This window comes from Mesorhizobium sp. M7A.F.Ca.MR.148.00.0.0 (assembly GCF_003997735.1).
Classification (GTDB): Bacteria; Pseudomonadota; Alphaproteobacteria; order Rhizobiales; family Rhizobiaceae; genus Mesorhizobium.
On the sequence record NZ_RZTB01000008.1, the window covers coordinates 94,931 to 112,326 of the forward strand.

A 17,396-nucleotide genomic window follows, 5' to 3' on the forward strand; every position below is an offset into this window, starting at 1 on the left:
AGTAATCTCTCTTTCGGGCAATTCCGGACGGAAAACCGCTATACACTTTTTCCTGGAATTGCTCCGGATTACCCGTTGTTTTTACGACGCAATCTGCTTTCGATCTCTTCGCGGGCGCTTTGCGTGGCCTTGAGTGAGATGGTGGCGCTGCCGTCATCATTGTCGCTTCGCGAAACGACATCGCCATTGCGGTAAAGCCAGTCGACAAGGCCGAACTGGGCCGGCTCGATCGTCACGGTGAGGTCTTCGAGTTCGCCCGCCATCCGTGTTTCGATGATCGCCTTCAGCGCATCGATGCCCTCGCCGGTCACCGCCGACACCGCAATCGGCGGCGCCTTGTTGGCATCGGCGCCGTCGGCAAGCAGCCGGGTCCGGTTGCCTTCGTCGAGCCGGTCGATCTTGTTCCACACTTCTATCACGCGCTTGGCGTCGCCGGCGTCGACACCGAGGTCGGCCAGGATGCGCTCGACGTCTTCCGCTTGTGCAGCAGTGTCCGGATCGGAAATGTCGCGCAGATGAAGCACGAGATCGGCCTCGACCACCTCTTCCAGGGTGGCGCGGAAAGCCGCGATCAGATGCGTCGGCAGGTCCGAAATGAAGCCGACCGTATCGGAGAGGATGATCGGCGTGCCATGTGGGAGGCGCACGCGGCGCAGCGTCGGGTCGAGCGTGGCGAACAGCATGTCCTGCGCCAGCACATCCGCCCCGGTCAGCCGGTTGAACAGCGTCGACTTGCCGGCATTGGTGTAGCCGACGATCGCCACCACCGGGAACGGCACCTTCCTGCGCTTGGCGCGGTGCAGGTCGCGCGTGCGCCGCACCGTTTCCAGCTCCTGCTTCAGCTTGATGATCTTTTCCTGCAGCTGCCGCCGGTCGGATTCGATCTGCGTTTCGCCGGGGCCCCCGAGGAAGCCGGCGCCGCCGCGCTGGCGCTCCAGATGGGTCCAGCTGCGCACTAGGCGGCCTTTCTGGTAGTTGAGATGGGCGAGTTCGACCTGCAGCGTGCCTTCCTTGGTGCGTGCGCGCTCGCCGAAGATCTCAAGAATCAGCCCGGTGCGGTCCAGCACCTTGGCGTTCAGCTCTTTTTCGAGATTGCGCTGCTGCACCGGGGTCAGCGGATGGTCGACGACGACCACTTCCGCATGTCCCTCTTTGACGATTTCCGCGAACTCCGCAACCTTGCCGCTGCCGAGCAGCGTCGCCGGGCGAGGATCGTTGACGGTCACCACCGCCGTGTGGATCAGATCAAGGTTGATGGCGCGGGCAAGGCCGACGGCCTCGTCGTGGCGAGCGTCAGCCGAACGCATCAGCCGTGGGCGGTTGGTCTCGTCGTCGTTGCGCTGGTGGCGGGTAAGGACGGGCACAATGACAACAGCCCGGGTCGGGCCCTTGGCTTCCGTCCCGGGATGATGCGTTGGTTTTCCGCGAACGGTGGCGTCCGCGTCTTTCTCACGTGCCAATCAGGCGCCCTGGCTTTCCTCGCCATCGAACATCTGAACCGGCTGGCTCGGCATGATCGTGGAAATGGCGTGCTTGTAGACGAGCTGGGAGTGACCGTCACGGCGCAGCAGGACACAGAAATTGTCGAACGAAGTGACCACGCCGGTCAGCTTGACGCCGTTGATAAGGAAGATGGTGAGCGGGTTCTTGCTCTTGCGAACTGAATTCAGGAACAGGTCCTGAAGGTTTTGCGATCGTTCCGCCATTGTTCTTGTCTTTCGCCGATCCCCTTCGGTTTGCAAGCCAATGCGCCAAATTAACGGGCGCATGTCAAGCTCGCAAACACCGTCTTGTCGTCAGTAACGACAAGCAGAACGAGATATATTGATGTTCATTCCACCTGTGCGGTTATCAGGCTGGACTTTTTTCCGCAATGTCAAAAAAGGCCTGCCGCAAGGAAAGTGTTATTGAGCCGGGGTGCCCATTGGCGACCGTATCGCCGTCGATGGCCACCACCGGCATGGCGATTGTCGTCGCAGAGCTGATGAACGCCTCGCGTGCCGCCTTGGCCTCGGCGACGGAAAAGCCGCGCTCCTCGATCTTCAGGCCAAGCTTGGCCGCCACTTCGAACATGGTCGTGCGGGTGATGCCGCGCAAAATGCCGTGCTCGGCCGGCCTGGTGACCAGGACGCCGTCCCGGGTGACGATCCAGGCATTGGACGAGCCGCCTTCTTTTACGTTGCCTTCGGCGTCGACGAACCAGGCTTCCTGCGCACCGGCCTCCTTGGCCTTCTGCTTGGCCAATACATTGGGCAGCAGCCCGACGGTCTTGATGTCGACGCGGTCCCAGCGGTTCTCCGGCACGGTGATGACCGCGATGCCGGTCTCGGCGCGCTTCGCTCCAGCGGCGGGGTCGGCTTTCCTGGCGGTGACCACCAGCGAAGGCTTGGTGTCGGCGGACGGGAAGACGAAGTCGCGGCTGGCAACGCCACGCGTCACCTGCACGTAGACCAGGCCATTGGCAACATGGTTGCGATTGACCACCTCTCGCAAAATGAGCGGCAGCACGTGAGAGGTGACCGGCCAGGCGATCGACAATTCGGTCAGTGAGCGGTTCAGCCGGGCCAGATGGCGCGGCATGTCGACGATGAAACCACGCGCCACCTCGCAGACCTCATAGACACCGTCCGCGAACTGATAGCCACGGTCCTCGATATTGACGGCGGCATCGGCGTGCGTGACATAGCGCCCGTTGACATAGGCAATGCGCGGCATGGGCAACCCCTGAAGAATTCTCGGGCTTTCTTATGCGATTCCGCCGTTGCCGTAACCGGCAAATGCTTGGCCCAGCGCGGAACGGACGTCGCGCCTGTCTAGAGCGGTTCATGTTTTGATGGAAGCGTTTGCGAAGTAGTTGTTGCATTCGGCTGCCTCGATGGTTTCGACGGCTCTAGGTCAGCGAGCGGTAGAGAGTTGGTTGCCGACACAACGCGGTAGGGATGTTATGGAATGCACATGAGGCTGCTCGCTCATTCCGCATTTGCCGTGTTCGCTGCGGTCAATTCCGCCCACGCCTTGTCGTATTGTCCACCGGGCGAAGCATGCAGAGATTCGTATTTGTTCGATCCCCCTTGGGCCATTTTAATGGCAGCCATCGCTGTGATCGTTGTGGCCAGGGTCCTCACGTATTTCAGGACAAGGCGGAAGCCGAAATAGAAAAGGCCCGCCGGCCGGAGCCAGCGGGCCTTCACTTAGTTTCAGGCTAAGAGGACGTAGATCGCCAAGATCTGTCCAATGATCTGGGCGATGTCTGCGACAACGCTCAACCAGAACACAAGCTTGGTAGACATAGGAAGGCTCCACAGATAGTGGACTTCCCCTCTGCGCAGTACCGGGCCAACACTGCGCAGCTCTACTCTAGAGCGTTGCCGCAATTCCCTGAGGGAAAGCGCTACGCGCTTTTCCCGGAAAACCGTTTCACACTTTTCCTGGAATTGCTCTAGACGCCCAGCGACTTCAGCTTGCGGTGCAGAGCGGACCGCTCCATGCCGATGAACTCGGCGGTTTTCGAGATGTTGCCGCCGAAGCGGTTGATCTGGGCGATCAGGTAATCCTTCTCGAACTGTTCGCGCGCCTCGCGCAGTGGCAGCGCCATGATGTGCTGGTCGGACTGATTCGGCGTGCGCGGCATGACATCGCCGATCTCGGCCGGCAACAGATCGGCGGTGATCGGCGCATCGACGTCGTCGCCGCGCGCAAGGATCATCAGGCGCTCGACATTGTTGCGCAGCTGACGAACGTTGCCCGGCCAGTTGTGCGCCTGCAGCACGGCCAGCGCGTCGTCGCCGATGCGGCGCGGCTTGATGCCGGCCTGGCGGGCGATCTGCTTCATGAAATTGTCGACGAGGTAGGGAATATCCTCGCGCCGCTCGGCCAATCCCGGCACGATGACCGGAACCACCGCGAGGCGATGGTAAAGATCCTCGCGGAAACGCCCGTCGGCAATCATCGCTTCGAGGTTCTGCGAGGTCGAGGAGATGATGCGGACATCGACCTTGACCCGCTTGGTTCCCCCTACCCGCTCGAACTGCTGCTCGACCAGCACGCGCAGGATCTTGTTTTGCGTCTCGCGCGGCATGTCGGCCACCTCGTCGATGTAGAGGATACCGCGATGGGCCTCCTCCAGCGCGCCGACCTTGCGCTCGACGCCATTCGATTCGGTGCCGAACAGCTCGATCTCCATGCGCTCGGGCGTGATGTTGGCGGCGCTCAGCGTCACGAAAGGTGCGCTCTTGCGCGCCGACAGCGTGTGGATGGCGCGCGCGGCCAGTTCCTTGCCCGAGCCCGACGGTCCGATGATCATCACGCGGCTGTTGGTCGGCGCGACGCGTTCGATGGTCTGGCGCAACTGGCTCATCGCCGACGACATGCCGATCAGATCGAAGGTTTCGCCGCTGCGCAGCTTGAGGTCGGAAACCTCGCGCCGCAATTTCGAGGTCTCCAGCGCACGCTCGGCAATAAGGATCAGCCTGTCGGCCTTGAACGGCTTTTCGATGAAGTCATAGGCGCCGCGCCGGATGGCGGAGACCGCCGTTTCGATGTTGCCGTGGCCGGAAATCATCACCACCGGCAAGGTCGGATGCATGGTCTTGATCTCGTCGAGCAGCGCCAGCCCGTCCAGGCGCGAGCCCTGCAGCCAGATATCGAGGAAAATCAGCCGCGGCGCGCGATCAGCTATAGCAGCGAGCGCACTGTCGGCATCGAATGCCGTGCGGGTTTCGTGACCTTCGTCGCTCAGTATGCCCGCGACGAGTTCACGGATGTCTTCCTCGTCATCGACGATGAGAATATCAGACGCCATTACCGACCTTTTCAGTTTCTCTTTCGTTTTCCGCCCTGCTTTCGCCGCGCGGAGCCGTTGCGGCCGCAGGCGGCAGGATGATGCTGATCATCGCGCCGCGCCCATCGTGGAAGTCCGCTGGAGCATCGTGTAGTTCCAGCCTGCCGCCATGGTCCTCCACGATCTTCTTGACGATAGCGAGGCCAAGTCCGGTGCCCTTCTCGCGTGTGGTCATGTAGGGCTCGAGCAGCCGTTGGCGATTCTCGCGCGGCAGGCCTTTGCCATTGTCGATGACGTCGATTCGAATCGCACCATTCTGGCGCCCGGCTTGAATCCGGATTATGCCGTGCGAACCGTCCTTCTGTTCCAATCCGTCGATGGCCTCGGCGGCGTTCTTGATCACATTGCCGAAAGCCTGCGCCATCAGGCGGCTGTCGAAAGTGCCCTTGAGCGGCTCCGTGCCGAATATCCGCTCGAAGGTGATGTCGGCGCGGCTGACCTCGACCAGGAACGAGGCCTCACGCAGCGATTCGCGCAGATCTATCGCCTTCATCTCAGGCTTTGGCATGCGCGCGAACGCCGAGAATTCGTCCACCATACGGCCGATATCCTCAACCTGACGGATGATGGTGTCGGTGCATTGGTCGAAAACCTCGCGGTCCTCGGTAATCACCTTGCCGTAACGGCGCTTGATGCGTTCGGCCGAGAGCTGGATCGGCGTCAGCGGGTTCTTGATCTCGTGGGCGATACGCCGCGCCACATCCGCCCAGGCCGACGAGCGCTGCGCCTGAACCAGGTCGGTGATGTCGTCGACCGTCACGACATAGGATTTTTCCTCCGAGCCGTCGTCGCCGGCCTCGATGGTGATCTGCACGTTGAAGGTCCGCTCGGCACCGGCGCGGTAAAAGGTCACCTGCTCGCGATAGACGGGTTTGCCGGACTTGCGACCGATCTCGAAGACGCGGCCGACATGCGGCAGCACGGCGGAAAGATTCTGCCCAAGGGCTGCGCTGGCCGAAATCGCCAGCATCGCCTCGGCCGAGCGGTTGACGATGGTGACGATGCCGTAAGGATCGACGCCGATGACGCCGGCGGTAACGCCGGCAAGCACGGCTTCCGAGAAGCGGCGCCGTTCGTCGATCAGGTCCTTGGCCGACAGGATCTCATTGCGCTGCGATTTCAGTTCGAGAAGCATCTTGTTGAAGGTATCGCCGAGCGAGGCGACATCGCCGTCCGAAGGCCTGACGGGAACCGCGACGTCGAGATTGCCGGTCGCCACCTCGTCGGCGGCGCCGATGAGCTGGCGAATAGGCCGCACCAGACGGTCGGCGACCGCAATGCCGGTCCAGATCGCGGACAGGATGATGATGAGCGTCAGCGACAGATAGGGCAGCGCGAAGGCCACCTGCGAGGTACGGCGGTTATCTTCCAGCCCCCGATATTCGTCGGTGTTGGACCTGACGATCTGCCGTGCCTTGATCACTTCGGGATCGACGAGCCGAATGGTGTAGAGATAGAGCCCTTCGATCTCCCGCAGCTTGACGATGGCGCCCATGATGTTGCGCGTTTTCGGTTCGATCAGCACCGGCTTGCCGTCGGCAGCGCTGGCCACCGCGCCTTCCGGCGGCTCGGGCATGGCGAACTCCGTATCGGTCTTGGCGCTCATGACGAAAGAGCCGTCCGGCTTGATCAGCGCCGCATGGGCCAGCGAACGGCCCACGGCTTCCTTGTTCATCAGGTCGAGAAAGCCGGTACGATCAAGGCCGTAGAGCGTGCGCGACGCATCGAGATCATAGGCCATCGACAGCGTCGTGCCCTGGAGGTTGCGAGCGTTTTCCTGGACGTAGGCGTCGGCGATCGACAGCGACGAATTGACGATCGTCTTGGTGCGGATCTCGAACCAGCGGTCGAGGCCGATGTCGAGCGTGATCGAGGCGATGATGGCCACCATGATGGCGGGAATGGCGGCAACCAGGGCGAACATGGCGACAATGCGCACATGCAGCCGCGAAGCGGCCTTGCCATGCCGGCGCGCCATCAGGATGCGGTGCACCTCACGCCCGACCAGCGCGATAAGACACAGGACGAAAGCCGCGTTGAGGGCAATCAACGCCAGCGTCGTCGACTCGTTCGGTGTGATCGGCGTGGCGCCGACGAGGATGGTGAACGAGATCGCAGCCGTCATCAGCGCGCCGACGACCGCGATCACACCCGGCAGCGCAAGCAGCCGGCGCCCATCACGAGCGCCGGGTTCGCTGAAGAGCGGTTGGTTTGTTGTCGGTGCCTGCGGAGCCATGTCGCCGTCTAGAGCCATGATTGCGTCGGATGTATGCAACGCATTGTGGCGATTATGCAACAAGTGTGACCGAGACGGAAATCTTTCGCGAGCCGATCCCCTGAAAAGAGCGCGGGCTCAGACCAAGGCTCAGCCCTGTCGCGATGATTTGTAGACGTTGACGCCGAGCTCGCGGATCTTCTTGCGCAGCGTGTTGCGGTTCAAGCCCAGCAGTTCCGCAGCCTTGATCTGGTTGCCGCGCGTTGCCGTCATCGAGGCCAGGACGAGCGGAAACTCGACCTCGGACAGGATGCGCTGATAAAGCCCGGCAGGTGGCAATTCGCCGGCAAAGGAAGCGAAATAGCGCTGCAGGAAGTGCTCGACCGCCTGGCCGATCGACAAATCGTCGGGAATGAGATTGCCGCCACCCGGCACCACCGGACGTTCGCCGGTCTTGAGCTCCGCCTCGATGATCTCGGCGGAAATCTCGTCCTGCGAATAGAGCGCGGCGAGCCTGCGAACCAGGTTTTCCAGTTCGCGCACATTGCCCGGCCACGGATAGCGCTTCATCAACTCGATGCCGCCGGAAGAAATGCGCTTGGTCTGCAGGCCTTCCATTTCGCCGAGCTTGAAGAAATGGCGGACGAGGTCCGGCACATCCTCGGAGCGCTCACGCAGCGCCGGCAGCCGGAGCGGCACGACGTTGAGGCGATAGAAAAGATCCTCGCGGAAGAGCCCCTGGTTGATCAGCGTGCGCAGATCCTTGTTGGTGGCAGCGACGATGCGCACGTCGGTCTTGATCGGCGTGCGTCCGCCGACCGTGGTGTACTCGCCCTGCTGCAGCACGCGCAGCAGGCGCGTCTGCGCCTCCATCGGCATGTCGCCGATTTCATCGAGGAACAGCGTGCCGCCTTCGGCCTGCTCGAAGCGGCCGGTCGAGCGGTTCTGCGCGCCGGTGAAGGCACCCTTCTCGTGACCGAACAGTTCCGATTCGATCAGGTCACGCGGGATCGCCGCCATATTGATGGCGACGAAGGGGCCGCCGCGGCGGCGGCCATATTCATGCAGCGCGCGCGCCACCAGCTCCTTGCCGGTGCCGGATTCGCCCGAGATCATCACCGTCAGGTCGGTCTGCATCATGCGCGCCAGCATGCGGTAGATATCCTGCATGGCCGCCGAGCGGCCGACCAGCGGCATCGCGTCCGGCTGTTCTTCCGGCCGCGCATCGATCTTCGGCCGACGCGGCTCGGAAAGCGCCCGGTTGACGATGTTGAGCAGTTCGGTCAGGTCGAAGGGCTTGGGCAGATATTCGTAAGCGCCGGTTTCGGAGGCGCGGATCGCCGTCATGAATGTGTTCTGGGCGCTCATGACGATGACCGGCAGCTCCGGCCTGGCCTTCTTGATGCGCGGCAGCATGTCGAAGGCGTTTTCGTCCGGCATCACCACATCGGTGATGACCAGATCGCCCTCGCCCGCCGCCACCCAGCGCCAAAGCGTCGAAGCGTTGGAGGTGACGCGCACCTCATGACCGGCGCGTGAAAGCGCCTGGTTGAGGACGGTGCGGATCGCCGCGTCGTCGTCGGCGACGAGAATATTGCCGCGAACGGTCATTTGAGGTCTCCTTCGCCGTCATCATCGGCGCCGTTTGGCGCTTCTTTCCAGGCCGGCATCAGGATGCGGAATGTGGTGCCGCGCGGCGTCGATTCGCATTCGATGATGCCGCCATGCTCGCCGACGATCTTGGCGACCAGCGCAAGACCCAACCCGGAGCCGTTCGGCTTGGTGGTGATGAACGGGTCGAACAGGATCGGCAGGATGTCTTCGGAGACGCCGGAGCCATTGTCGCGCACGCAGAATTCCAGCGGCAGCGACACGCGGTCCTGCGTGCCCGGAACGGAAACACGGATGCCCGGCCGGAAGGCGGTCGACAGCACGATCTCACCCTGCGGGTCGTTGCCGATCGCCTCGGCGGCATTCTTGACCAGGTTGAGGAACACCTGGATAAGTTGATCGCGGTTGGCAAACACCGGAGGCAATGAAGGATCATAATCCTCCATTATCTTGATTTTCTTGGCAAAACCGTTCTTGGCAATCGCCTTCACATGGTCGAGCACGACATGGATGTTGACGGGATAGCGGTCGATCGGCCGCTCGTCGGAAAACACCTCCATGCGATCGACCAGCGACACGATGCGGTCGGTCTCATCGGTGATCAGCCGCGTCAGCGCGCGGTCTTCGTCGGAAGCCGACAGTTCGAGAAGCTGGGCAGCGCCGCGGATGCCTGAGAGCGGGTTCTTGATCTCATGGGCAAGCATCGCCGCCAGACCGGTCACCGAACGTGCGGCACCCCGATGCGTCATCTGCCGGTCGATCTTGTCGGCCATCGACCGTTCCTGGAACATCACCACGACGGAGCCCGGATATTCCGGCACCGGCGCGACGTAGAGATCGACGACCTTCTCGATGCCGAGACGCGGCGACGACACGTCGACCCGATACTCGTTGACCGGAGCCCGACGCTCGCGCACCTGATCGACCAGCGTCAGCAGCGGGCTGCCGAAGGGAATGAGTTTTGACAGCGTGTTGCGGGCGAGCATGTTTGCACTCGAGCGAAAGAAATCTTCCGCGTCGGCGTTGGCATAGGTGATGAAACCTTCCTCGCTGATCATGATCACCGGGCGACGGATGGTGTTGAGCACGATCTGGGCGGCATCCGCCATTTCAGCGCCTTGGTCAGCGGCGGCGTTCATGCGGCGCTCCGCAGGTTCAAGGGTTGCGGATCGCGCGAAAACACATCGCGCAGCAAGGCAATGACGCGCGCGGGCTCGAATGCGGTCAGTATGGCCTTTCGGCTGTCGTCGGCGACGCCGCCGGCATGCCGATCAAGATACCAGCCAAGATGCTTGCGCGCCTGGCGCAGGCCGCTTTCGGCGCCGTAGAGCGCCAGCATGTCCTCATAGTGGGCCACGATGTAGTCGGCGACCGCCGTCGAGTCCCGTGGCATGTTTGGCGTCGCCTCGCCGGTCGCTGCGGCCGCAATGCCGCCTGCAATCCAGGGCGCGCCATAATGGGCACGGCCGATCATCACGGCGTCGGCACCCGATTGATCGAGAATGTCGGCCGCTTCCGCCGGCGAAGAGACGTCACCATTGGCGACGACCGGGATGGACACGGCTTCCTTGACGCGGGCGATGGCGCGCCAGTCGGCCTTGCCCCGGTAGAACTGGCAGCGCGTGCGGCCGTGCACGGTCACCATGCTGACACCGGCCTGCTCGGCGCGGCGCGCGAGCATCGGCGCGTTGAGCGCGCCTTCGTCCCAGCCAAGCCGCATCTTGACCGTCACTGGCAGCTCGACCGCGCCGACAACGGCGTCGATCAGCGACAAAGCGTGGTCGAGATCCAGCATCAATGCCGAACCCGCATAACCGCCGGTGACCTTCTTGGCCGGGCAGCCCATGTTGATGTCGATAATGTCGGCCCCCTCGCCGGCGGCGATTCTGGCACCTTCGGCCATGTGCATCGCCTCACGGCCTGCTAGCTGGACCATATGGACCGGCAGGCCGGAGTGGCGTATGCGCAGGTTGAAACCGGCCCTGCCCTTGGCGAGCTCGCCACTGGCAACCATTTCGGACACGACCAGGCCCGCTCCATGCGCGTGGGCACGCTGCCGGAACGGCTCGTCCGTAATGCCCGACATCGGTGCGAGGAACACACGATTGCGGATTCTCACGCCGCCGACGTCAAGCGGCGCGGCCAATTGGGTCAAGTTAACCATGCACAAAAACCAAGCATCTTCATACGCTGCACATTCTCTAGCCATATCGGCCGCAATGTGCAACGCGGAATGACGCCACATTAAGGCGCAATTGGGAAAATGCTGGCCTTCGGCTTTGGCCGAGACCAAAGCGCCGCGCGTCCCTCAGGACGCGCAAAGGACGCTTTGGAATTTCATACTTAGCGCACGATCTTTCCGAAAACCGATTACACTTTTCGGGATCGTGCGCTAGGACCAAACGGGCATGACTGACGCAAGTGAAAACCACGTTTCGGATGGGGATGGCAAGGTCGCGGTGGTGATCGTTGCGGCCGGCCGTGGTGCGCGCGCCGGACAGGCCAACGGACCGAAGCAATATCAACACATTGGCGGCTTTGCCGTCATTGCACACACGCTGGACATTTTTCTGGCCCACCCGCGGACCAGCGAGATCGTCGTCGCCATTCATGCCGATGACCATGAGCTGTTCCGGCAGGCGGCGGGCGCCAACGCCGAGCGCGTCACCGCCGTTATCGGTGGGGCGACCAGGCAGGAGTCCGTTCGGCTCGGCCTGCTTGCGCTGAGAGGCCACGCGCCGGCGCAGGTTCTGATCCACGACGCCGTGCGTCCGTTCGTCGATGCGAACCTGATAGATCGTACCATCGCCGCCATTGGCGAGCGCGAGGGCGCGTTGCCCGCTTTGCCCGTCGCCGACACGCTGAAGCGTGAGTCGGCCTCCGGCGTGGTTGGAGAAACCGTTTCGCGCAGCGGGCTTCACGCGGCGCAAACGCCACAGGGCTTTCCATTCTGGCCCATCCTTGCCGCGCACGAGAAAGCCCATCATCTGGGAAAAATGGACTTTACCGACGATGCCGCGATCGCCGAATGGGCGCATATTCCGGTCAAGATCGTTCCGGGCTCGCCGGACAATGTCAAACTCACCTGGGCACGGGATATTGCGATGGCGGACCAGCGGCTTTCCGGCGAACGCGTGCGCTTTCCCGACATCCGTACCGGCAATGGCTACGACGTCCACGCCTTCGAACCGGGAGACCATGTCACTTTGTGTGGCGTCGCCATAGCGCACGACAAGAAGCTGTCCGGCCATTCCGACGCCGATGTCGGTCTGCACGCCTTGACCGATGCGCTGTTGGCGACTTGCGGCGCCGGCGACATCGGCACGCATTTTCCGCCGTCCGACCCGCAGTGGAAAGGCGCTGCGTCGCGCATATTCGTCGAGCATGCGGCGAAACTGGTGCGCGCGCGCGGCGGCCGCATCGCCAATGCCGACATCACGCTGATCTGCGAAGCGCCGCGCGTCGGCCCGCATCGCGAGGCCATGACCGCAGCCCTTTCGCAGATGCTGGCAGTTACGCCGGATCGCATCTCGATCAAGGCCACAACCAATGAGAAGCTCGGCTTTGTCGGGCGCGAGGAAGGCATTGCGGCGATCGCCACCGCCAGCGTGGTGTTTCCCGGCGAGGTGCCGGAATGACCCACAACGAGCTGGCAAATGCCCTGCTGCAAGCCTGCCAGAGACGCAGCATCATGCTGGCAACGGCGGAAAGCTGCACCGGCGGCATGATCATCGCCGCATTGACCGACATCGCCGGCTCGTCCGCCGTGATCGATCGCGGCTTCATCACCTATTCCAACGAAGCCAAGATGGACATGCTCGGTGTTTCCGCCGCCACGCTCGAGGCGCATGGCGCGGTTTCGCGCGAGACTGCGATTGAAATGGCGGCAGGCGCGCTTGCCCGTTCGCGCGCCGGGCTGACCCTGGCGGTCACCGGAATCGCTGGGCCTGGCGGCGGTTCGGCGGAAAAACCGGTCGGCCTGGTCTGGTTCGGGGTTGCGCTGGACGGCCGACCGATTGTCGCCGAGCACCAGCTCTTTGCAGACAAAGGCCGCGATTTCATTCGTCGCGAAACGGTCCGGCAAGCGCTGAAGCTGGGCCTGCAAGCACTCGGCTAACCTTGGGCCCGGGGTGCTGCACCGTAGATGACGTCGGCGCGCTTCTCAAAGGCTTCGGCGAACATGCGGAAGGCGCGATCGAACATGGTCCCCATGACCGCGCCCAGAATACGGCTCTTGAACTCGTAGTCGATGAAGAAGCGGACGGTGCACCCGACGCCGTCCGATTCGAAACGCCAGACATTGCTCAAATATTTGAACGGCCCGTCGATGTACTTCACATCGATGGTGTTCTCGGCGGGCTTCAGCAGCACCTGCGTCGTGAAGGTTTCGCGGATCGCCTTGTAGCCGATGCTCATATCGGCAAGCAGAACGGTGCGCCCGTCACGCTCCTTGCGCGAGCGAACCGTCAGCGCTTCGCAAAGCGGCAGGAATTGCGGATAGGATTCAACATCGGCGACCAAAGCGAACATCTGCTCGGGTGTATGGGATACGCGTCGGGTGGCTTCGAATTTTGGCATGAAACCAGCGGATTAAGCTGTTTTCTTGAGAATCGCTTCCCGTGCCGCACGCAGCTTGGCGAAGTCGTCGCCGGCGTGATGCGACGAACGCGTCAGCGGGCTGGACGCCACCAGCAGGAAACCCTTGGTCCGGCCGATCGTCTCGAAAGATTTAAACTCCTCCGGAGTGACGAAGCGGATCACCGGATGGTGCTTCTTCGACGGCTGCAGGTACTGGCCGATGGTCATGAAGTCGACATTGGCGGACCGCAGATCGTCCATCAGCTGCAGGATTTCATTCCGTTCCTCGCCCAGCCCCACCATGATGCCGGACTTGGTGAAGATCGACGGATCAAGCTCCTTGACCCGCTGCAACAGCCGGATCGAATGGAAATAGCGGGCGCCCGGACGAACCGTCAGATAGTTCGACGGTACGGTTTCGAGATTGTGGTTGAAGACGTCGGGCTTGGCGGCCACGACGACCTCCAGCGCGCCGTCCTTGCGCAGGAAGTCGGGCGTCAGGATTTCGATCGTCGTCAGCGGCGTTGCCGCCCGGATGGCGCGAATGACTTCGGCGAAATGCTGCGCACCGCCATCGGCGAGATCGTCGCGGTCGACCGAGGTGATGACGACATGGCTAAGGCCCATCTGCTTGACCGCATGCGCGACGCGGGCCGGTTCATCGGGGTCAAGCGCGGTTGGAATGCCTGTGGCGACGTTGCAGAAGGCGCAGGCGCGGGTGCAGATCTCGCCCATGATCATGAAGGTGGCGTGTTTCTTTTCCCAGCATTCGCCGATGTTGGGGCAGCCGGCCTCTTCGCAGACCGTCACCAGCTTGTGCGATTTGACGATTTCGCGCGTTTCGGCATAGCCCTTCGACACCGGCGCCTTGACGCGGATCCAGTCGGGCTTGCGCAGCACATCCTGATCAGGCTTGTGCGCCTTCTCCGGATGCCGCAAGCGCGGGGCGTTGGCGATCGTATCGAGGACAGTGACCATCGGGAAACCTGGTTCATTCGCGACGCCAGTCAGGCGTTCGCTGTCATAACGTCATCTAGGACTTTTCACCGCAAAGAAAAAGGCCGCCGCGGCGCATGCCGCAACAGCCTTTTTCGCATGGCGCCTCTTCAGTGATGCTAACGGCGCACAAGACGCCCGGCCCAGATCAGCAGGCAGGCACCGATAAAGCCGGTGATGAGATAGGCAATCCAGCCGACGCCGAACGGGCCAAAATTGAGAGCCTGCAGAATGGCGTTCAGCACGACCGCGCCGACGATGCCCATAACGATGTTCATGAAGATGCCGGTGTTGCTCTTCATGAACATTTCGGCGAACCAGCCTGCCAGGCCGCCGATGATGATGGCTGCTATCCAGCCGACGCCATTCAGGTGCATATGCCTTCTCCTTGTGTGATGCGTGAAAACGCATCCGCAAACGAAGTACCTTGCCGCCGGGTTCCATCTGTAGCAGCGCTTTCAATCTATCAGGCGTTGAGCGCGCGGCCATAGGCGTCGAGCACGCTTTCCTTCATCATCTCCGACAGCGTCGGGTGCGGGAAGATGGTGTGCATCAGCTCTTCCTCGGTCGTCTCCAGGTTCATCGCCACGACAAAGCCTTGGATCAGTTCGGTCACTTCGGCACCGACCATGTGGGCGCCGAGCAATTGACCGGTCTTCTTGTCGAAGATGGTCTTGATGAAACCCTGATCCTCGCCGAGCGCAATGGCCTTGCCATTGGCGGCGAACTGGAAGCGCCCGACCCGGATGTCCTTGCCCTCGGCCTTGGCCTTGGCTTCCGTCAGGCCAACCGAGGCGACCTGCGGATTGCAGTAGGTGCAGCCCGGAATCTTCAGCTTGTCGGTGGCATGCACGCCAGGAAAATCAGCGATCTTCTCGATGCACACGACCCCCTCATGTTCTGCCTTGTGGGCGAGCATCGGCGGGCCGGCGACATCGCCGATGGCGTAGATGCCCGGCACATTGGTCTTGCCGTAGCCGTCGATGACGATGCAGCCACGCTCCGTCTTCACGCCAAGCGCCTCGAGTCCGAGGCCCTCGATGTTGCCCTGCACGCCGACGGCCGAGATCATGCGATCGGCGGTGATCTTCTCGACCTTGCCGTCCTTCATCTCGACATGCGCGGTGACCGAGTTCGCACCCTTCTCGACCTTGGTCACCTTGGCTTCGAGGATGATCTTCATGCCTTGCTTCTCGAACTGCTTTTGCGCGAATTTCGAGACTTCGGCATCCTCGACCGGCATCACCGCCGGCAGCAGCTCGACCACCGTTACTTCGGCGCCCATGGTCCGATAGAAGGAGGCGAATTCGATGCCGATGGCGCCCGATCCCATGACCAGCAGCGACTTCGGCATCTCCTTCGGCACCATGGCCTCGAAATAGGTCCAGATCAGTCTGCCGTCAGGCTCGATGCCGGGCAGCGCGCGTGGTCGCGCGCCGGTCGCCAGGATGATGTGCTTGGCGGTGTAGGTGCCCTCGCCCTTGACGCCTTTCGGCACCGGCGGCTGCGGCTCCATCGGCTTCTTGGCCGTCTTGGATACGACGATCTCGCCCGGCTTCGAAAGCTTGGCCTCGCCCCAGATGACGTCGACCTTGTTCTTCTTCATCAGGAAGGCAACGCCGCCATTCAGCCGCAGCGAGACCTTTCGCGAGCGATCGACCACGGCCGCTGTATCGACGCTGACCTTGCCGTCGAGCTTCAGCCCGTAATCCTTCAGGTGATCCGAATAGTGCATGATCTCGGCCGAGCGCAGCAGCGCCTTGGTCGGGATGCAGCCCCAGTTGAGGCAAATGCCGCCGAGATGCTCGCGCTCGACGATCGCCGTCTTGAAGCCGAGTTGCGCGGAACGCACCGCGGTGACATAGCCGCCAGGGCCGGAGCCGATGATGATGACGTCGTAGTTCTCAGCCACGGGTTTTCTCCTTCACAATTCGAGCATGACGCGCACCACCGGTGCCAGCGCCTCGCCGATGTTTCGCGTGTTTTCGGCATCGAGGTGGACGCCATCAAGCGGTGTGGTTTGCGCCACGCTGCCGGCGTCGAAGAAGCCGCAGCCGGCCTCATCGGCGAGCGCGGCATATTGCGGTGCCAAAAACTTCGAGGCGTCGTCGCCGCCGGCAAACATTTCCTTGAAGTCGGCATTTTCGGTGCGACTGACGACAGGCGGCGAAACGATCAGGATCTGCGGCGCCGGCCAGTCGAACGGATAGTCGTGACCGCGCACAATGTCGATCAGCCGCTGGATGCCCTGCTTGGCCGCGACGGGATTGCCGTGAATCCATGGCTTCATGTCGTTGGCGCCGAGCATGATGACAATCAGGTCGATCGGAGCATGGGTCGTCAGGACGGTTGGCAGCAGTTTTGCACCGTTGCGATCCGCGCCGGCCAGATGGTCGTCGAAGGCCGTGGTGCGGCCGTTGAGGCCATCGGCAATCACTTGCACGCCAGCGCCTAACGCTGCCTGCAGCACGCTCGGCCAGCGGTCTTCCAGCGCGTGGCGGCCACCTTCGGCATTGTAGCCCCAGGTCAGAGAGTCGCCGTAACAAAGAACCGTCTTCATGCGCCCACCTGTGCGTTAATCGAGCCGCGCCTCAACCGCCGGCGCACGAACAGCCAGTGAACCAGCACAGTGGCCAGGTTCGGCAAAACCAGGCCGGCGACGATCGGCAGGTCACCTCCCCACTGGCGCTTATCGACCGGCTGAGAGAACGTCCAACCGATCAGGCCGAGCCCGATCAGCACGAACAGGATAATTGCGCAGAGGCCCAGCCAGTTGATGATCGTCGGTGCGTTCGCAAAAAGCTGCGCGATGAAAAACATGATCGTCGCGGCAATGGTGACAAGCACCGACGTCATGAACACCAGAATGTATTCTTCCTGCGCATGGGTTGCGACCGCCAGCTGTTGAGCAACCAGGCCGCCTGCCAATCCTGACAGGAAAAACGCCATGAGGGAGGTGAAGAAGATCCGCACCGCCCTCTCCGTCCTAGACCAGCATGCCCATCGGGTTCTCGATCAGCCGCCTGAAGGCGACCAGCAGTTCGGCACCCAGCGCACCGTCGACGGCGCGGTGATCGGTCGACAGCGTCACCGACATCACCGTGGCGATCTTGATCTCGCCGTTCTTGACCACCGCCCGCTCCTCGCCGGCGCCGA

General features: G+C 62.4%; 18 protein-coding genes. 2 read left to right on the forward strand and 16 right to left on the reverse strand.

Features of this window, described 5'->3' with window-relative positions; genetic code table 11:
* Positions 1-68: 68 nt before the first annotated feature.
* From hflX to dusB, 9 genes are all read right to left on the reverse strand, one after another.
* Positions 69-1,460, reverse strand: coding sequence for a GTPase HflX (gene hflX, locus EOB49_RS05325; RefSeq protein WP_127272395.1), 1,392 nt, complete (start codon positions 1,458-1,460; stop codon positions 69-71).
* Positions 1,461-1,706 (reverse strand): RNA chaperone Hfq, encoded by a 246-nt coding sequence (hfq, locus tag EOB49_RS05330; RefSeq protein ID WP_006202172.1) that lies wholly within the window; start codon positions 1,704-1,706, stop codon positions 1,461-1,463.
* Between the two features lie 145 nt (positions 1,707-1,851).
* Positions 1,852-2,715, reverse strand: coding sequence for a D-amino-acid transaminase (locus EOB49_RS05335; protein ID WP_127380368.1), 864 nt, complete (start codon positions 2,713-2,715; stop codon positions 1,852-1,854).
* 254 nt (positions 2,716-2,969) lie between these two features.
* Positions 2,970-3,191, reverse strand: coding sequence for a hypothetical protein (locus EOB49_RS05340; protein ID WP_127380369.1), 222 nt, complete (start codon positions 3,189-3,191; stop codon positions 2,970-2,972).
* 248 nt (positions 3,192-3,439) lie between these two features.
* Complete coding sequence (locus tag EOB49_RS05345) at positions 3,440-4,801, reverse strand: sigma-54 dependent transcriptional regulator (protein ID WP_023812026.1); 1,362 nt, start codon at positions 4,799-4,801, stop codon at positions 3,440-3,442.
* Positions 4,791-7,076, reverse strand: a complete 2,286-nt coding sequence (locus tag EOB49_RS05350) for a PAS domain-containing sensor histidine kinase (protein WP_164781594.1) — start codon at positions 7,074-7,076, stop codon at positions 4,791-4,793. The genes EOB49_RS05345 and EOB49_RS05350 overlap by 11 nt, the downstream gene beginning before the upstream one ends.
* A 129-nt stretch (positions 7,077-7,205) precedes the next feature.
* Positions 7,206-8,666: a nitrogen regulation protein NR(I) gene (gene ntrC / locus EOB49_RS05355; protein WP_127322922.1), complete on the reverse strand. Its 1,461-nt coding sequence runs from the start codon at positions 8,664-8,666 to the stop codon at positions 7,206-7,208.
* A complete protein-coding gene (locus EOB49_RS05360) occupies positions 8,663-9,805 on the reverse strand; it encodes a nitrogen regulation protein NR(II) (protein WP_127380371.1) in 1,143 nt (380 codons plus the stop codon). The genes ntrC and EOB49_RS05360 overlap by 4 nt, the downstream gene beginning before the upstream one ends.
* The gene (gene dusB, locus EOB49_RS05365; protein ID WP_127380372.1) at positions 9,802-10,830 is read right to left on the reverse strand and encodes a tRNA dihydrouridine synthase DusB; all 1,029 of its coding nucleotides are present in this window, start codon (positions 10,828-10,830) and stop codon (positions 9,802-9,804) included. Before dusB ends, EOB49_RS05360 begins: the two co-directional genes overlap by 4 nt.
* A gap of 244 nt (positions 10,831-11,074) precedes the next feature.
* On the opposite strand from dusB, the gene EOB49_RS05370 reads away from it, so the two are divergent.
* Together EOB49_RS05370 and EOB49_RS05375 are read left to right on the forward strand one after the other, a co-directional pair.
* The gene (locus tag EOB49_RS05370) at positions 11,075-12,304 is read left to right on the forward strand and encodes a bifunctional 2-C-methyl-D-erythritol 4-phosphate cytidylyltransferase/2-C-methyl-D-erythritol 2,4-cyclodiphosphate synthase (protein WP_127380373.1); all 1,230 of its coding nucleotides are present in this window, start codon (positions 11,075-11,077) and stop codon (positions 12,302-12,304) included.
* On the forward strand, positions 12,301-12,783 hold the full coding sequence (locus tag EOB49_RS05375) for a CinA family protein (RefSeq protein ID WP_127380374.1): 483 nt from the start codon (positions 12,301-12,303) through the stop codon (positions 12,781-12,783). Before EOB49_RS05370 ends, EOB49_RS05375 begins: the two co-directional genes overlap by 4 nt.
* On the opposite strand, the gene EOB49_RS05380 is transcribed toward EOB49_RS05375, so the two are convergent.
* The 7 genes from EOB49_RS05380 to EOB49_RS05410 form a co-directional block, all read right to left on the reverse strand.
* Positions 12,780-13,244: a type II toxin-antitoxin system RatA family toxin gene (locus EOB49_RS05380; RefSeq protein WP_127380375.1), complete on the reverse strand. Its 465-nt coding sequence runs from the start codon at positions 13,242-13,244 to the stop codon at positions 12,780-12,782. The two genes, EOB49_RS05375 and EOB49_RS05380, sit on opposite strands and share 4 nt — an antisense overlap.
* A gap of 12 nt (positions 13,245-13,256) precedes the next feature.
* Positions 13,257-14,222 (reverse strand): lipoyl synthase, encoded by a 966-nt coding sequence (gene lipA / locus EOB49_RS05385; RefSeq protein WP_127380376.1) that lies wholly within the window; start codon positions 14,220-14,222, stop codon positions 13,257-13,259.
* 137 nt (positions 14,223-14,359) lie between these two features.
* A complete protein-coding gene (locus EOB49_RS05390) occupies positions 14,360-14,617 on the reverse strand; it encodes a GlsB/YeaQ/YmgE family stress response membrane protein (protein WP_023812036.1) in 258 nt (85 codons plus the stop codon).
* A gap of 89 nt (positions 14,618-14,706) precedes the next feature.
* Positions 14,707-16,152, reverse strand: a complete 1,446-nt coding sequence (lpdA, locus tag EOB49_RS05395; RefSeq protein ID WP_127380377.1) for a dihydrolipoyl dehydrogenase — start codon at positions 16,150-16,152, stop codon at positions 14,707-14,709.
* Positions 16,153-16,164: 12 nt separating this feature from the next.
* Positions 16,165-16,800, reverse strand: a complete 636-nt coding sequence (locus tag EOB49_RS05400) for an SGNH/GDSL hydrolase family protein (protein ID WP_127380378.1) — start codon at positions 16,798-16,800, stop codon at positions 16,165-16,167.
* Positions 16,797-17,213 (reverse strand): hypothetical protein, encoded by a 417-nt coding sequence (locus EOB49_RS05405; protein ID WP_127380379.1) that lies wholly within the window; start codon positions 17,211-17,213, stop codon positions 16,797-16,799. Before EOB49_RS05405 ends, EOB49_RS05400 begins: the two co-directional genes overlap by 4 nt.
* 13 nt (positions 17,214-17,226) lie before the next feature.
* Positions 17,227-17,396 (reverse strand): 2-oxo acid dehydrogenase subunit E2 (locus EOB49_RS05410; protein ID WP_206526090.1); only part of this gene is annotated, 170 nt, incomplete at its 5' end.

Bases quoted from the DNA above. Each gene is read 5' to 3' on its own strand.
- hfq (WP_006202172.1), bottom strand. From the start codon at position 1,706: ATGGCGGAACGATCGCAAAACCTTCAGGACCTGTTCCTGAATTCAGTT.
- EOB49_RS05335 (WP_127380368.1), bottom strand. From the start codon at position 2,715: ATGCCGCGCATTGCCTATGTCAACGGGCGCTATGTCACGCACGCCGAT.
- EOB49_RS05345 (WP_023812026.1), bottom strand. From the start codon at position 4,801: ATGGCGTCTGATATTCTCATCGTCGATGACGAGGAAGACATCCGTGAA.
- EOB49_RS05350 (WP_164781594.1), bottom strand. From the start codon at position 7,076: ATGGCTCCGCAGGCACCGACAACAAACCAACCGCTCTTCAGCGAACCC.
- ntrC (WP_127322922.1), bottom strand. From the start codon at position 8,666: ATGACCGTTCGCGGCAATATTCTCGTCGCCGACGACGACGCGGCGATC.
- EOB49_RS05360 (WP_127380371.1), bottom strand. From the start codon at position 9,805: ATGAACGCCGCCGCTGACCAAGGCGCTGAAATGGCGGATGCCGCCCAG.
- dusB (WP_127380372.1), bottom strand. From the start codon at position 10,830: ATGGTTAACTTGACCCAATTGGCCGCGCCGCTTGACGTCGGCGGCGTG.
- EOB49_RS05370 (WP_127380373.1), top strand. From the start codon at position 11,075: ATGACTGACGCAAGTGAAAACCACGTTTCGGATGGGGATGGCAAGGTC.
- EOB49_RS05375 (WP_127380374.1), top strand. From the start codon at position 12,301: ATGACCCACAACGAGCTGGCAAATGCCCTGCTGCAAGCCTGCCAGAGA.
- EOB49_RS05380 (WP_127380375.1), bottom strand. From the start codon at position 13,244: ATGCCAAAATTCGAAGCCACCCGACGCGTATCCCATACACCCGAGCAG.
- lipA (WP_127380376.1), bottom strand. From the start codon at position 14,222: ATGGTCACTGTCCTCGATACGATCGCCAACGCCCCGCGCTTGCGGCAT.
- EOB49_RS05390 (WP_023812036.1), bottom strand. From the start codon at position 14,617: ATGCACCTGAATGGCGTCGGCTGGATAGCAGCCATCATCATCGGCGGC.
- EOB49_RS05400 (WP_127380378.1), bottom strand. From the start codon at position 16,800: ATGAAGACGGTTCTTTGTTACGGCGACTCTCTGACCTGGGGCTACAAT.